Genomic DNA, 14,131 nt, shown 5'->3' with positions numbered 1-14,131 from the left:
CGGATGTCGTCACACGCCGACCAACAGGTGCAGGGCAACTACTTTCGCGGTGACGAGCGGTTCCTGTCGGGCGTCAAGGAAGCTCAGCTCAATGAAGCGACACCGCGCGCCTCATGGGCGCTTTACCTCATGCTGACCGCCGTCTTCTCGGCCATTGTCTGGGCCTTCATCGCCCGGGTGGACCAGGTGACCAAGGCCGAAGGGCGCGTGGTGGCCGATGGGCGAGAGCAAGTGATCGCCAGCCTGGAAGGCGGCATCTTGCACAAGGTGCTGGTGCGCGAAGGCATGGTGGTGGAAAAAGGCCAGGACTTGCTGCAAATGGACCCGACCCGTTTCGAGGCTCAGCAGAACGAAGGCCAGGCCAAGCTGGTGGCCTTGAAGGGCACCTTGTCGCGGCTGGTGGCCGAGTCCACGGGGCGGCGTTTGTTGTTCCCGCCAGAAGTCCTCGCGCAGCCGGTGATCGTGCAAGGCGAGAGCGAGTCTTACGCCGCGCGCCGTCAGGCGCTGGAAGAGGGCGTGGCGGTGAATCGCCGCAGCCTGGCTTTGCTGAACCGCGAACTGGCCATGGCCCAGCGCATGTCGGCCAAGGGCCTGATGTCCGAGGTCGAGGTGATGCGCTTGCAGCGCCAGGGCAATGACATGACCTTGCAGATCCAGGAACGCATTAACCGCTTCCGCCAAGAGGCCAGCACCGAGCTGGTCAAGGCCCGGACAGAGCTGGCCCAGCTCGAAGAACAAATGGTGGTGAAGCAGGACGTGCTGACGCGCACCACCCTGAAGTCACCGGTGCATGGCCTCGTCAAGAACATCCGCATCGGCACGGTGGGCGGCGTGGTCCAGGCCGGTGCGCCCATCATGGAGATCCTGCCCATTGGGCCGCGCGTGCTGATCGAGGCGCGCATCAAGCCTTCAGACATTGGCTTTGTGAAGGTGGGGTTGCCCGTCACGGTCAAGCTGTCCGCCTACGACTACTACATCTACGGTGGCCTGCAGGGCACGATTGACTACATCAGCCCCGATGCCTTGGGCGAGGAGGCCAAGGCGGCCAATGCGCCCGACACCACCTATTACCGGGCCCTGATTCGGTCCAACCAATCCACCTTGCACAAGGGCAACAAGCCCCTGATGGTGATGCCTGGCATGACGGCATCCGTTGAGGTGCGCACCGGCGAACGCTCGGTGCTGGAGTACCTGCTCATGCCGATGATCAAGTCACAGGAAGCCTTCCGGGAACGTTAGCCATGAACATTGTTGAAACACTGAAGGCGTCTTTGCTGGCATCCGCCCTGGCCACGGCGGTCTGTGGCCAGGCACTGGCGGCCCGTTGCACTGACGACATCGTCAACCTGCCCGCGGCCAAGCCGGGCGCCAAGTCGCTTGTCGAGGTGGAAGCACCGCTGGACCCGATGACGCAGTTGCGGCTCATCGCCCGGGAAGCTGCCAAGCGCAGTGCCGAAGTGGGCGCGGCGCGCTTGTTGGCCGAAGCCGCCGACTACGATCTGGAAGAAACCAAAGGCGGGCGCTATCCGCAAGTCAGCGTCAGTGGCACCGTGGGCGCCGGCAACACCAAGGTGGATGGCGTGACGACCCAGAAGGGCAACCTGTCCAGCGTTTCGTTGAACATGTCGTCCAACCTGTACGACGGTGGTCGCTTGAACCGCTTGACCGAATGGCGCACTCAGCTGGCGGGCTCTGCGAAGTACGGCGCCGCGGTCACGCAAGAGCAGGTGGTGCTGGAGGCTGTGACCACGGCGCTGGAGCGCAACCGCTACCGCCTGCAAGCCCAGGTGTACCAACAGTACGCCCGCAAAATGAGCTGCCTGGTCGAGGCGCTGGAAGGCATCGTGGCGGAGGACAAGGGCCGCGCCAGCGAACTGGTCCAGGCGCGCAAAACCCAGGCGCAAACCGAGTTGTCGCGCGATGGCGCCCTGGCCCAAAGCCGTCAGATCGAGTTGCGTTTGCGCAAGCTGATTGGCGACAAGCTGTCGCTGGGCGAGGGCATCACGGTGCCGCTGGCCGCCGTGCCTGAGATTGGCGAAATCAACCGGCAGATCGAATTCGGCAACGATGCGCAACAACTGCGCACCCAGGCCGATGCCATGGACAGTTATGCCAGGGCCGTGGTGGCGGGGCAAAAGCCCCAGCTCAACTGGGCCTTGTCCAAGACCGAAGGCATGGCGGGGTCGGCCAAGGTGTCGTCCTGGCAAGCTGGCGTGAGCGTGTCTTACAGCTTGTTCAATGGATTCTCTGACAAGGCCACGTCGATGGCGGCGAGCAAGCGGGCCGAGTCGGCACGTCAGCAGCTGGCGGAACTGCTGGCTTCGAAGTTTGCGCGTACTGCCGAGATCTACGACATTGCCACCACCTCGCTGGACCGCGCCAAGCGCTATGTGGACGTGCTGCGGGACAGCGAGCGGGTGCGCAATTTCACCTTTCAGCAATGGTCTCAGTTGGGCAAACGCTCGCTGTTTGACGTGATGTCCGCCGAGTCGGACCACTTCAGCTTGCGCATCGCCTACGTCAACTCCTTGCACGACGGCTTTGCCGCCAGCGCGCAGATGAGGTCCATGGGGGCTGGCCTGACCGCGTGGTTGATGCCAGAGCAAAAACCATGACGATCAAGCTGGCCCTGAAATGGTCGATAACCTGCGTGAAGTCGCATAATCGATCAAGAATCCCTGGCGGAGACTCTATGAAAAGACACAGGTTGGCGTGGCTGCTGGCTGCTGGCGTGGCGAGTCTCATGGCGGTGGCTTGTGGGGGCGGTGATCCGGATTACGGCACCCCAGGGACGGACCTCCCGGGGTTTGTTCCAGGAGAAGGCATTGCGCCGCCACGGTTTGCGTACGTGGTTCACTCCAATGACAACAGCGTGTCCGGTTATTCCGTTGATCCCACTGATGGCACGCTGACCACCATGGGCGCAGGAACCCCCTGGCTGACGGGCTCTACCCCCACTTGCATTGCGGTCGATCCACTGGTGAAGTACGCCTACGTGGCCAATTCGGGCTCCAACAACCTCTCGATTTTCAGCATCTCCGATCCTTCTGGCGTATTGATCAGCGCGGCTTTGCCGGTGCCCACCGGCAGCCTGCCCAAGTCGGTGGTGGTTGATCCCCAGGGACGCTATGTTTATGTGGCCAACTCCGGCAGCGACACCATTTCGGCCTTCACGCGCAGCACGGTCACCGGTTTGCTGACCGCCATCCCGGGTTCTCCATTCGCGCTCCCATCTTCCGCAGACATTGCTCCTTGGTCGGTGGCTGTTGACCCTTCTGGGAAATTCGTCTATGTCGCCAACCGTGGTGCGACGTCATCGCCCAGCACGATTTCCATGTTCACGATCGACACGGCCAGCACCGGCAGCCTGGTGGCGGGCGCTTTGACGCCTGTGGGGTCGATTGCCGCAGGGGCCCGTCCCAATCTGATCACGGTGTCGCCATCAGGCAGGCAGGTTTATGTGTCAAACGAAACGGGTGACAGCGTGATGGTGTATGACATTGCCAACACCCTCACTGGCGGGCTCGCCTACAAAGGTTTCGTGTCCACGCCCGGCTCCACACCGACGGGTATCGCGATCGATCCCAACAACAAATTTGCCTACATCTCCAACCGGTCGGACAACACCATCGGAGCCTATTCAATCGCGCAAGGCGGTGGCTCCCAGGGCTTATTGACGGCGATATCAGGCGGAGGAACCATAGTCACCACGCCTTCCAACCCCGGGCCCACTGCCGTGGCCACGGATCCTTCCGGAAAATTCGTGTACTCAAGCCTGCTTGCGGGTGGGGGAGTTGCGGCTTACAAGATCAACGCCAGCACGGGCGCCTTGACCATGGTGGATGACTCACCGTTTAATGACGGTGGTGCGAGCACGTCAGACTTCATCGTCATCACCAAATGATCCAGGCCGGATTTGATCGGTTTTCACCGCTTTGTTGTCTGGAGTCGTGAACTTCTGCCTCATCTAAGCTGGATGTCGCGGCGATAGCGCCGTGTCATAGGGCCTCCAATGATGGGAAATCGATTTCATGCCGCGACGTTGCCACGTCGCCAGCCTGCCAAGGCTGATAGCGCCGCGCCTGTTCTGACCAACGACCCCTCGGCCTTGATCCTGGGCATTGAGTTGCAGAACAAGGGCCAGATCGCGGAGGCCGAAGCGCTGTTCCGCGCCTACCTGATCACGCACCCCGCTGACGGCGCCGCCCTGTATTCATTGGCGGTGATTCTGTTGCAACGAGGCGACCATGCCCAGGCGTTGGAGCTGCTGTCAGATGGCGTGCTCAAGTGCCCCACCTTCGCCCCCTTGTGGATGGCCTACGCCAATGTGCTGCAAGCCTTTGGGCGCGCCGCCGATGCCATGGCCAGCTACGACAAGGCCTTGGAGCTCAACCCCGAATACACCGAAGTTCTGCTCAACAGTGGTGTGCTGTTGCGCGACCAGCAGCGCCACCTGGAGGCGCTGGAGCGCTTCAAGCGCGTGCTGGCCATCAAGCCCGACCACGAAGCCGCCATGGGCAACAGCGGCATCATCCTGACCGAGTTCAAGCGCAGTGACGAAGCCATTGCCATGTTCGAGCGCCTGCTGGCGGTCAACCCCAATTACGACTACGGCCACGGACTGCTGGCTTATGAGCGCCTGCACGCCTGCGACTGGACCGGTTTTGAAGGCAACTCGGCCAAGATCATCTCGGGCATCAAGGCCCACCAAAAGAGCTGCAAATCACTGCCCTTGATGGCGTTCTCGGACGATTGCCAAGACCATCAGATCAGCGCACAAATCTTCGCCACGCGCTTTCCGGTGTCCAAGAAGCCGCTGTGGACCGGTGAGCGTTATCGCCACAAGAAGATCCGCCTGGCCTACGTGTCGCCCGACCTGCGCGAACACCCGGTCGGCCACCTGATGGCTGGCATCTTCGAACACCACGACAAGAACCGTTTCGAAACCGTGGCCATCTCGCTGGGCATCGACGACCAGAGCCGCCTGCGCTCACGCATGCTGGCCTGCTTCGACAAGTTCGTGGATGCGCGCACGATGACCTCGCGGCAGATCGCCGAGCTGATGCGCGAAATGGAGATCGACGTGGCCGTGGACCTGGCGGGTTACACCGCCGATTCGCGCACCGACCTGTTCGCCCACCGGCCCGTGCCTGCCCAGGCCAACTTCCTGGGTTACCCGGGCACCTTGGGCACCAGTTACATGGACTACATCATTGCCGACCGGCATGTGATCCCGCCCGAACACCAGCGCTTCTACAACGAGAAGGTGGTGTACCTGCCCGACGCCTACCTGCCGACCGATGCCGGCCTGAAGATTTCCGAGCGCACCCCCACGCGCCAGGAGTGCGGCTTGCCCGACACCGGCATCGTGTTCTGCTCTTTCAGCCACGACTACAAGATCAACCCGCCTTTGTTCGACATTTGGATGCGCCTGCTGGCCCAGGTGCCCGGCAGCGTGTTGTGGTTGATGTCTCGCAGCGCAGCCTCGCAAGCCAATCTGCGCAAGGAAGCGCAACTGCGCGGGGTTGACCCGTCGCGTCTGGTGTTCGCGGGCCGCGTGCCCTTGGTCGAAGACCACATGGCACGCTACCGCCAGGCCGACATCTTCCTCGACACGCACCCCTACAACGCCCACACCACCGCCGCCGATGCCCTGATGGCCGGTTTGCCCGTGGTGACCTTCATGGGGGGCGCTTTCCCGGCCCGGGTGGCGGCCAGCCTGCTGCACGCGATCGGCCTGCCCGAGCTGGTGGCCAACTCGGCCGCGGGCTACGAAGCCCTGGCCTTGAAACTGGCCACCAACCCTGAGTTGCTGGGGGCAGTGAAGGCCAAGTTGCAGGCCAACAAGGCGACATATCCGCTGTTTGACACCGACAGCTTTTGCAAGAATCTGGAAGCGATTTACGTGTCAATGTGGCGCCAATCTGAACTGGGCGGCGCCGTGGATGCCTTGAGTGCTCCGGCCTCGGCTTGATCGATCACCCACCTTATTCATCGGAGCGTCTCATGGACCAACAACGTGTCGAGCAGCTGCAGCAAAAGTACGGGCTGTCGTACCACATCAATTTCGCAGTGCTGGCCCAACAGCTGGTCGGCCTGTCTGACAAGCGCGTTCTGGAAGTGGGCGGCAGCCTGCCTGGCGGCCTGGTCCTGGAAGACCTGGGTGCGCACCAGTGGCTGTCGCTGGAAGAGCCTGACTACTGGGACGAAACACTGAGCACCGGCTTGGTGCTGGGCACGCCTCCGCCCATGACCGGTCAGCGCAAGCGCTTCAAGGACGCGGTGCCCGACCAACTGGACCGTCACAGCCTGCTGTACGGGCGCATTGAAGACCTGCCCGAGGCACTGCATGGCCACTTCGACGTGGTGTTTTCGATCGCGGCTTTCGAGCACATCCACAAGCTGCCCCAGGCCCTGGACAAGATGCTGATGGCTTTGAAGCCTGGTGGCAAGCTGTTCTCGCTGTTCTCGCCCGTGTGGTCCGCCCACGATGGCCACCACCTGCCCGAGATCATGGACAAGGCTGGCAACAAGTACAACTTTGGCAAATCGCCGATCCCGCCCTGGGGTCATCTGCTGATGCGCCCCATGGAGATGTACGACTACCTTTTGAGCGTCAACTGCGACAAGGAGTTTGCGCGCGAGGTGGTGTACTACGTGTACTCGTCCAACCACATCAACCGCTTCTTCCTGGATGACTTCCTGGAGATCGTGGGCCGCAGTGATTTCAAGGTGGTGCAAGCCACGCCGGTGTTCCCGGTGCCGGTGCCCGCCGAGGTGCAGGCCAAGCTGGAAACCCTCTACGCTGGCCGCAAGAATTTCAGCAACGATGGTTTGCTGCTGGTGCTTGAGCGTCCCTGATCGGCCGCCGCATCCATTGAACACCTGACAGGGGACCTCATGTCATCCACCATTGCCTCCATCTTCCAGCGCATCGAGAACAAGGAACTGCCGGTGACGCAGTCGTCCGCGTGCGTGACCTTCACCCAGGCGGAATCATTCTTCCACCTGGCGGCCGCCAAGAACTCGCGGGCCGAAGCCCTGCGCGCGCACTTTGCCAAGATCGGCTTTGGCAAGGTGTTCCTCAGCGCCAACATCAATGGCTTTGGTTGCCAGATTCCGGGCAGCACGGTGCAGTTCCTTGAAAAAGGTTTTTTCATGGAAACCGACCCGGCCGCGCGCGCTCAAAAGCGCGCGATGCTGGAAGATGCCGTGGTCATCGTCAACAACAACGATGTGGGGCAGGGCCCTGCGCAATACGCTGATTTTTTCAGCCAGTGCGAGCGCACGATCTTCGTCGCCTGGGACTGGGACAACCACCATTGGCTGGACCTGAGCACCTTCCTGGCCGCGCACTCCGACGTGTACGCGCCAGGCCACCACGAGAACCTTTACCTGCTGACCCGCTACAACTGGGCCACGGTGGGCCCGGTGTATTGCTCGACCGTTCAGTGGACGCGCGAATTCCTGGCCGACAGCCTGCCGATGCTGATCAGTGCCACGCGCTCGTCCGATCCGCTGGGCAAGCACATCCCCTATGGCCCGTTCAGCTTTCGCAACCGCGTGGTGAGCACCCTCAGCCAGCACTATCCATCCATCGGTTTCAGCGACCGGACCTTCCATGTGCGCACGCCGCAAGAGCGCCTGGAAGAGTGGGCCGCGCACAAGGCTCACTGGATCGTGCCGGTGCTCAACGACATCCCGATCCGGATCTTTGATGCGCTGATCACCGGGGGCATCCCCATTGTTCCGGAGTCGATGCGCTACTTGCCACTGGTCCGTGACATCGGGCGCGAGCACATCGTGTTCTGCACACCGCACGACATCATGGATCCGCGTGCGGTGGTCAATAAAGCCAATGCCCTGTTCGATGCGCATGGTCGTGATGGCCTGGTGGCACGTCACCGCCTGGCACTGGACCACCACCATGGTGACCAGCGCATGCAGCAGGTCATGGCTTTCGTGCGCGAGAAGTTTGAAGCCACGCCGCAGGCCTGAGCATGAAGAAGTTGGTTGTCGTCCTGATCCCGATTTACAGGGCGCATCTGGAGCCCTTGGAACAGTTCTCGCTGGACTATTCGCTGGGCAAGTTGCAGGGGCGTGAAGTTCGCTTCATCGGCCCGCGCCAGTTGGACACCAGCTCGTACGAGCGCCTGTACCCCGGCCTGCCGGTGGACCGCTTCGACGACGAGTGCTTTGCCTCGATCCCCGGCTACAACCGCTTGCTGATGAGCCGGGCGTTTTACGAGCGTTACCCAGAGCACGAGTTCATGCTCATCTTGCAGACCGACGCGATCCTGTTGCGCGACGAGCTGGACGACTGGTGTGCCAAACCTTATGACTACGTGGGCGCCCCCTGGCCCGAGGGCCTGGACATCCAGGTGAACCTGGACCAGTTCAAGGGCGAGCATGCCAAGCGGGTGCACACCTGCGTGGGCAATGGCGGCCTGAGCCTGCGCCGATCAAACCGCTGCATCGCGTTGATGGACGAGTTCCCTGAGGCGCTGTCGGTGTTTTGCCGAACCGGGTCGAGCGAAGACATTTTCTTTTCGATCATGGGCACCTTGTCGCTGGGCTTCGTCTTGCCCAATGAGATGGTGGCCTCCTTGTTCTCGCTGGAGCTTCGGCCCGAGCACTACCACGCGGTCAATGGTGGTCGTCTGCCCATGGGCGGGCATGCCTGGTGGCGCTACAACATGCCGTTCTGGGCCGCGCTGCTGGACCAGGTGCCTCCGGTTTTGCTGCCAGCTTCGCCACCCGGCAGGGCGGTGATCAATGCGGCGGCGGTTTCATCAAGCAGTTGAGTAGGGCCAGCCCCAAGCAAAAAGCCTCGTTTTTCAACGAGGCTTTTTTCATGCCGGCACCGGCCCATCCATCCAGCGCTCAGTCAGGCTTGCGCAAATAGGGGTTGGTGTTGGTGCTTTCGAACAACCACTTGCGTTCGGTCAGGCGTTCGACCAGCGCAGGGTCTTTGAACAAGGCTTCGTCCTTGAAGAGGATGGTCAGCACGTAGTTCCACTTTTCAAGGCGCTGTTCGCAGCGGGCTTCCATGGCGGTCACGGTTTCGGTCATCTGCTTGAACAGGGGATCCGACAAATCAGCCTTGGCGAACTCGCAGCCCTGGATGTAGACATCCATCATGTTCTTGCTGGCATAGCCGGGCAGGTTCAGGCCCAGGCAGATCTTCTGGATCTCGCGGAACGACAGGCTGTAGACGTAGTTGCCCACGCCTTCGTAGAAAGGTGAGGCAGCGCCGGTGCGGGTGGGAAAGTCCACCCACTGGTCTTGCGGCTCGATCAGCACCACGGCGCGCTTGGCCACGCGCAGCATTTCATACAGGCCCATGTAAGGGCGGCGCATGTGGTGGAAGGCTTCTTTGCACAGCACGAAGTCGAACTGCTCGTCGTCGAACTGCAGGTTCTCGGCATTCGCCTGGGCGCATTTCTGGATGCGGCCGTCCTTCAGACTGCGCTTGAGCGTGCCATCGCCGATGTCGGTGGACAAGATGTCTTCGAAGCCGTCGTTGAACATGATCCAGCTGTCGTGGCCGGAGCCATCGCCGATGGTCACCCAGGTGTCTTGCTTGGTCTGCAGGATGTCGAGCACCGGCTCCATGAACCTGCGGTGCCGCCAATGGTTGGCGGTTTGGTCGTCCCACCAGGTGGGGTACAGGTCATTGTGCAATGCCGAGTCGAAGAAATTTTCCCAGTGGTTGATGTGCAGGTCGTCAGCGCTTTTCATGAAAGAGTCCCGGTGAGAGTTTGTGGGGCAGGGCGCTCAGACCTTGCGCATGATCGACATCAGGTGGGGGCCGCGCCACTCCTGGCTGACGATCTCGAAACTGCCTTTGAACCCATAGGCCGAGGCCCAGCGGTTGACGTTGTCGAAGTAGGCGGGGAAGGTTTGGTCGGTGATGATGTTGACGTGCGTCGGGTCGCGAAAGGCTTCCGGATGCGGATAGGCCGGCGTGAACGACATGAAGTGGCCACCGGGTTTCAGCACGCGCCAGACTTCGTTCATCACTTCGACGAAGGCGTTGCGGCGCTGCGGCGTGTAGATCAGGCGGGGCACGTGCTCCAGGAAGTCGTGGGCGGTCACGAACTCGAAGGTGTTGTCGGGGAAGGGGATGGGGTCGACCACGAGGTCGGCCTTGACGATGTTGGCGTCCGCGTCGTCGCGCACATCGATGCCGTACACCTCGACGGCGTTGAAGGGGTTCTTGGGCTTGAGGCCGCATCCAATGTCAAGGGCTTTGGTCATGGTGGTTCGATCCTGCGTTCAGTAGGAAGAGACTGGGCGTGAAAGGGGAAAACTCAGGCCGCTTTGGCGGACTTGGGCTTGGTGACGTTCGAGCTCAACAGCTTGTCGAAATAGTTGATCGTCTTGGTCAGCCCTTGCTCCAGTGCAATGGTGGGCTGCCAGTCCAGCAGTGTCTTGGCGCGGGTGATGTCCGGGCAGCGCTGCATGGGGTCATCGTGGGGAAGGGGGCGGTAGACGATTTCCGATTGGGAACCCGTCATCTGGATGATTTTTTCAGCCAGTGCCTTGACCGTGGTCTCGACGGGGTTGCCGATGTTGATCGGGCCGGTGATGTCGTCGGCCGAGTCCATCAGCTTGAGGGCGCCGTTGATCAGGTCGTCCACATAGCCGAAAGAGCGGGTCTGCAAGCCATCGCCGTAGAGGGTGATGGGCTGGCCACTCAAGGCCTGGACGATGAAGTTGGACACCACGCGGCCGTCGTTGGGGTGCATGCGGGGGCCGTAGGTGTTGAAGATGCGCATGACTTTGATGCGCAGCTTGTGCTGACGGTGGTAGTCGAAAAACAGGGTTTCGGCGCAGCGCTTGCCTTCGTCGTAGCACGAGCGGTAGCCGATGGGGTTGACGTGGCCCCAGTAGTCTTCGGGCTGCGGGTGCACCTGGGGGTCGCCGTAAACCTCGCTGGTCGAGGCTTGCAAGATTTTGGCCTTCACGCGCTTGGCCAGGCCCAGCATGTTGATGGCGCCGTGAACGCTGGTCTTGGTTGTCTGAACCGGGTCGTGCTGGTAATGCACGGGCGAGGCGGGGCAGGCGAAGTTGTAGATCTCGTCCACCTCGATGTAGAGGGGGAAGGTCACGTCATGGCGCTGGAATTCGAAACGGGGATGGTCGAGCAGGTGCTCAATGTTGCGCCGTGTGCCGGTGAACAGGTTGTCCAGGCAGATGACGTCGTGACCACGCTCCAGCAGCTCCTCGCACAGGTGTGAACCCAGGAAGCCAGCGCCCCCGGTGACGAGGCAGGTTTTGTTGGATCCCAGCTGGATGCTCATGCGCGTGCTCCTTGACGTTGCGTCGGGGAGCACCAATGCTGCCCAGACCTGCCCGTATGGTGCATTCCTTCACGGACCGCGGTGGGCCGGATAAGGCAGGGATGGTGGGCGCAGTTCTGAGCTTTGACAACCACACATGACCGAAAGGCCATGTGTGGTTGAGGGCTTTGCCTGGGGCTTAAATCAGCAGGTTGTTCTGCTTGTCGTCGATCAGCTGGGTGTGGTCCACGGTGACCAGCGGGATGTCATGGCGAACCTCGGCGACGGTGAGGGTGGACGTGCTGGCCGCTGTGTCGGCATGGCCTGCCAGCAGGTCTTGCCCTCGGTCGGACAGCAGGTCCTGGGCCGTGACGCCCAGCGGGCTGGCGGCCTTGTCCTGGTCGGTAACCGGGTCATTCGCCCCGGTGGCCGAGGCCGCCTGGACGGTGGTGGTGTGGCTGCCGTCGTCCAATGTGGCCGTGGTGGCCGACGCGGTCGTGGTCGTGTCCTTGGCGAACCAGACGTCGGCCATCTCATGGCTGGCACCGTCCGAGGTCTTGTAACTGGAGACCAGGCCCAACAGGTTGCCGTTGTCGATCTCGGTGCCGGTCTTGGCCCCCAAGTCAAGCTCGATGATGCCCAGGCTGGCCAGGGATTTGAGCTCCCCGTTGCTGGTGACCCCGTCGCTGTTGGCGTCCACCCAGACTTGCAGGTCCTTGAAGTGGGCATCGGCGGCGGTGAGTTTGCCGTCGTGGTTGGAATCAATGTCCCTCATGGCGGTGTAACCGTCACCCGCACGCTGCCCGCTGGACAGCACGGTGGCCGCGCCGAAGAGTTCGGTGCCGTCGTTGATGAGGCCGTCGTGGTTGCGGTCCATCACCAGCAGGCCGTCCGTGGCGGAGACCCAGCCCGCTGCTGTGGCCTGGCCGTTGGCCAGCAGGTCAAACTTGGTGCCATGCGAGGCGGCCAAGGTGTGAACGCCGTCACCATTCAGGTCCAGCACCATGGGCGAGACGCCGCTCAGCGCGTTGGTCTGTTCCGTGGTCAGCGCAGCGAACTGCGTGGAGGTGATGGCCGAGGCCTGCACCATGGTCAGGGCTGCGATGTCGGTGGTCTCGATCGCGGAGATCTGGTCGGTGGTGAAGGCCTGGATCTGCGCGGTGGTCAGGGCCCGCATTTCGGCGGTGGTGAAGGCCACGAGCTGATCGGTCGTCAGGGCGGCCACCTGGGCGGTGGTCATGCTGGCGATTTGGGCCGTGGTCATGACCATGATGTCGGTCGTCTCGATGGCGGCGATCTGGCTGGTGGTCAGCGCAGCAAGCTGGCTGGTGGCCAGGGTCGACATCTGTGCCGTGTTCAAAGACTCGATCTGGTCGGTGGTCAGCGCGGCCATGCCAGCGGTGGTCAGCGCACGGATGCTGGCGGTGCTCAGGGTGCCGATGTCGGTGGTCTCGATGGCAGCAACCTGGGCAGTGGTCAGCGCCGCGATCTGGCTCGTGGCCAGGGCAGTCATCTGACTGGAATCCAGCGCGGCGATCTGGCTCGTGGTCAGCGCGGCGGTGCTGGCGGTGGTCAGGGCCCTCACTTCAGCGGTGGTCAGGACGGCGACCTGGTCAGTGCCCAGGACAGCCACTTGAGCGGTGTTCAGTGCAGCGATCTGGGCGGTGGTCAGCGCCTTGATGTCGGTGGTTTCGATGGCGGCCACTTGCGTGGTCGTCAGGGCGCCGACTTGAGCGGTGGACAAGGCGGAAGCCTGGGCCGTGTTCAGGCCCGCGATCTGGTCGGTGGTCAGTGCCCCGACACCCGCAGTGGTGAGGGCGCGGATGCTGGCCGTGTTCAAGGCCCCGATGTCGGTGGTCTCGATGGCGGCCACTTGCGCAGTCGTCAAAGCGGCAATCTGGTGGGTGCCCAGGGCAGCGACTTGGGCTGAATCCAGGGCTGCGACTTGAGAAGTGGTCAGTGCGGCGGTGCCAGCGGTGGTCAAGGCGCGCACTTCAGCGGTGGTCAGGACGGCGACCTGATCAGTGCCCAGGACAGCGACTTGGGCGGTGTTCAGTGCAGCGATCTGGGCCGTGGTCATGGCCTTGATGTCGGTGGTCTCGATGGCGGCCACTTGCGTGGTCGTCAGGGCGGCCACTTGGGCGGTGGACAAGGCCGAGGCCTGCGCCGTGCTCAGGTTGGCGATCTGGTCAGTCGTCAGCGCAGCGACACCCGCGGTGGTGAAGGCGCGGACGCTGGCGGTGCTCAGGGCCGAGATGTCGGTGGTCTCGATGGCGGCCACTTGGGCGGTCGTCAAGGCGGCAATCTGGTGGGTGCCCAAGGCAGCCAACTGAGCCGAGTTGAGCGCAGCGACTTGATCCGTGGTCAGGGCCGCGGTGCCGGCCGTCGTCAGGGCACGGGCCTCGGCGGTGGTCAGGACAGCAACCTGATCGGTGCCCAGGATAGCCACTTGGGCGGTGTTCAGTGCCGCAATCTGAGCCGTGGTCATGGCCTTGATGTCGGTGGTTTCGATGGCGGCCACTTGGGTGGTCGTCAGGGCGCCGACTTGGGTGGTGCTCAGGGCGGCAGCCTGGGCGGTGCTCAGGTTGGCGATCTGGTCGGTGGTCAGTGCGGCAACCCCGGCCGTGCTGAAGGCGCGGATGCTGGCCGTGTTCAATGCAGCGATGTCGGTGGTTTCAATGGCGGCCACTTGGGCGGTCGTCAAGGCGGCAATCTGGTGGGTGCCCAGGCCAGCCAACTGAGCCGAGTTGAGCGCGGCGACTTGATCCGTGGTCAGTGCAGCGGTGCCAGTGGTGGTCAAGGCGCGCACTTCAGCGGTGGTCAGGACGGCGACCTGATCAGTGCCC

The 14,131-nt window shown here is 62.5% G+C and carries 10 protein-coding genes and 1 pseudogene; 7 read left to right on the top strand and 4 right to left on the bottom strand.

Going from position 1 to position 14,131, the window contains the following annotated elements; all coding sequences use genetic code 11:
- Positions 1 to 3: 3 nt before the first annotated feature.
- The 7 genes from PSV38_RS02545 (at position 4) to PSV38_RS02515 (ending at position 8,804) form a co-directional block, all read left to right on the top strand.
- Positions 4 to 1,239, top strand: a complete 1,236-nt coding sequence (locus PSV38_RS02545; RefSeq protein ID WP_300544512.1) for an HlyD family type I secretion periplasmic adaptor subunit — start codon at positions 4 to 6, stop codon at positions 1,237 to 1,239.
- 2 nt (positions 1,240 to 1,241) lie between these two features.
- A complete protein-coding gene (locus tag PSV38_RS02540; RefSeq protein ID WP_300544510.1) occupies positions 1,242 to 2,615 on the top strand; it encodes a TolC family protein in 1,374 nt (457 codons plus the stop codon).
- On the top strand, positions 2,612 to 3,904 hold the full coding sequence (locus PSV38_RS02535; protein WP_300544507.1) for a beta-propeller fold lactonase family protein: 1,293 nt from the start codon (positions 2,612 to 2,614) through the stop codon (positions 3,902 to 3,904). The genes PSV38_RS02540 and PSV38_RS02535 overlap by 4 nt, the downstream gene beginning before the upstream one ends.
- 111 nt (positions 3,905 to 4,015) lie before the next feature.
- Complete coding sequence (locus PSV38_RS02530; RefSeq protein ID WP_300544504.1) at positions 4,016 to 5,974, top strand: glycosyltransferase family 41 protein; 1,959 nt, start codon at positions 4,016 to 4,018, stop codon at positions 5,972 to 5,974.
- Between the two features lie 32 nt (positions 5,975 to 6,006).
- Entirely contained in the window at positions 6,007 to 6,861 is an 855-nt protein-coding gene (locus tag PSV38_RS02525) for a methyltransferase domain-containing protein (RefSeq protein WP_300544502.1), read from the top strand.
- Positions 6,862 to 6,900: 39 nt separating this feature from the next.
- Positions 6,901 to 7,998 carry a hypothetical protein gene (locus tag PSV38_RS02520; RefSeq protein WP_300544499.1) on the top strand — a complete coding sequence of 366 codons (1,098 nt, stop codon included), beginning with the start codon at positions 6,901 to 6,903 and terminating at the stop codon, positions 7,996 to 7,998.
- Between the two features lie 2 nt (positions 7,999 to 8,000).
- Positions 8,001 to 8,804, top strand: a complete 804-nt coding sequence (locus PSV38_RS02515) for a DUF5672 family protein (protein ID WP_300544496.1) — start codon at positions 8,001 to 8,003, stop codon at positions 8,802 to 8,804.
- Between the two features lie 79 nt (positions 8,805 to 8,883).
- Here the strand turns inward: PSV38_RS02515 and PSV38_RS02510 are convergent, their stop codons facing one another.
- The 4 genes and pseudogenes from PSV38_RS02510 to PSV38_RS02495 all read right to left on the bottom strand — a co-directional run.
- Positions 8,884 to 9,741, bottom strand: coding sequence for a methyltransferase domain-containing protein (locus PSV38_RS02510; protein WP_300544494.1), 858 nt, complete (start codon positions 9,739 to 9,741; stop codon positions 8,884 to 8,886).
- Between the two features lie 36 nt (positions 9,742 to 9,777).
- Positions 9,778 to 10,260, bottom strand: a complete 483-nt coding sequence (locus PSV38_RS02505) for a class I SAM-dependent methyltransferase (RefSeq protein WP_300544491.1) — start codon at positions 10,258 to 10,260, stop codon at positions 9,778 to 9,780.
- Positions 10,261 to 10,313: 53 nt separating this feature from the next.
- Entirely contained in the window at positions 10,314 to 11,306 is a 993-nt protein-coding gene (locus tag PSV38_RS02500; protein ID WP_300544489.1) for a UDP-glucuronic acid decarboxylase family protein, read from the bottom strand.
- A gap of 178 nt (positions 11,307 to 11,484) precedes the next feature.
- Positions 11,485 to 14,131 (bottom strand): annotated as a pseudogene (locus tag PSV38_RS02495) (heme utilization protein); the annotation flags it as partial.

It is taken from the genome of Aquabacterium sp. (assembly GCF_029946005.1).
GTDB lineage: Bacteria > Pseudomonadota > Gammaproteobacteria > Burkholderiales > Burkholderiaceae_C > Aquabacterium.
This window is presented reverse-complemented; position numbering and strand designations above follow the sequence as displayed.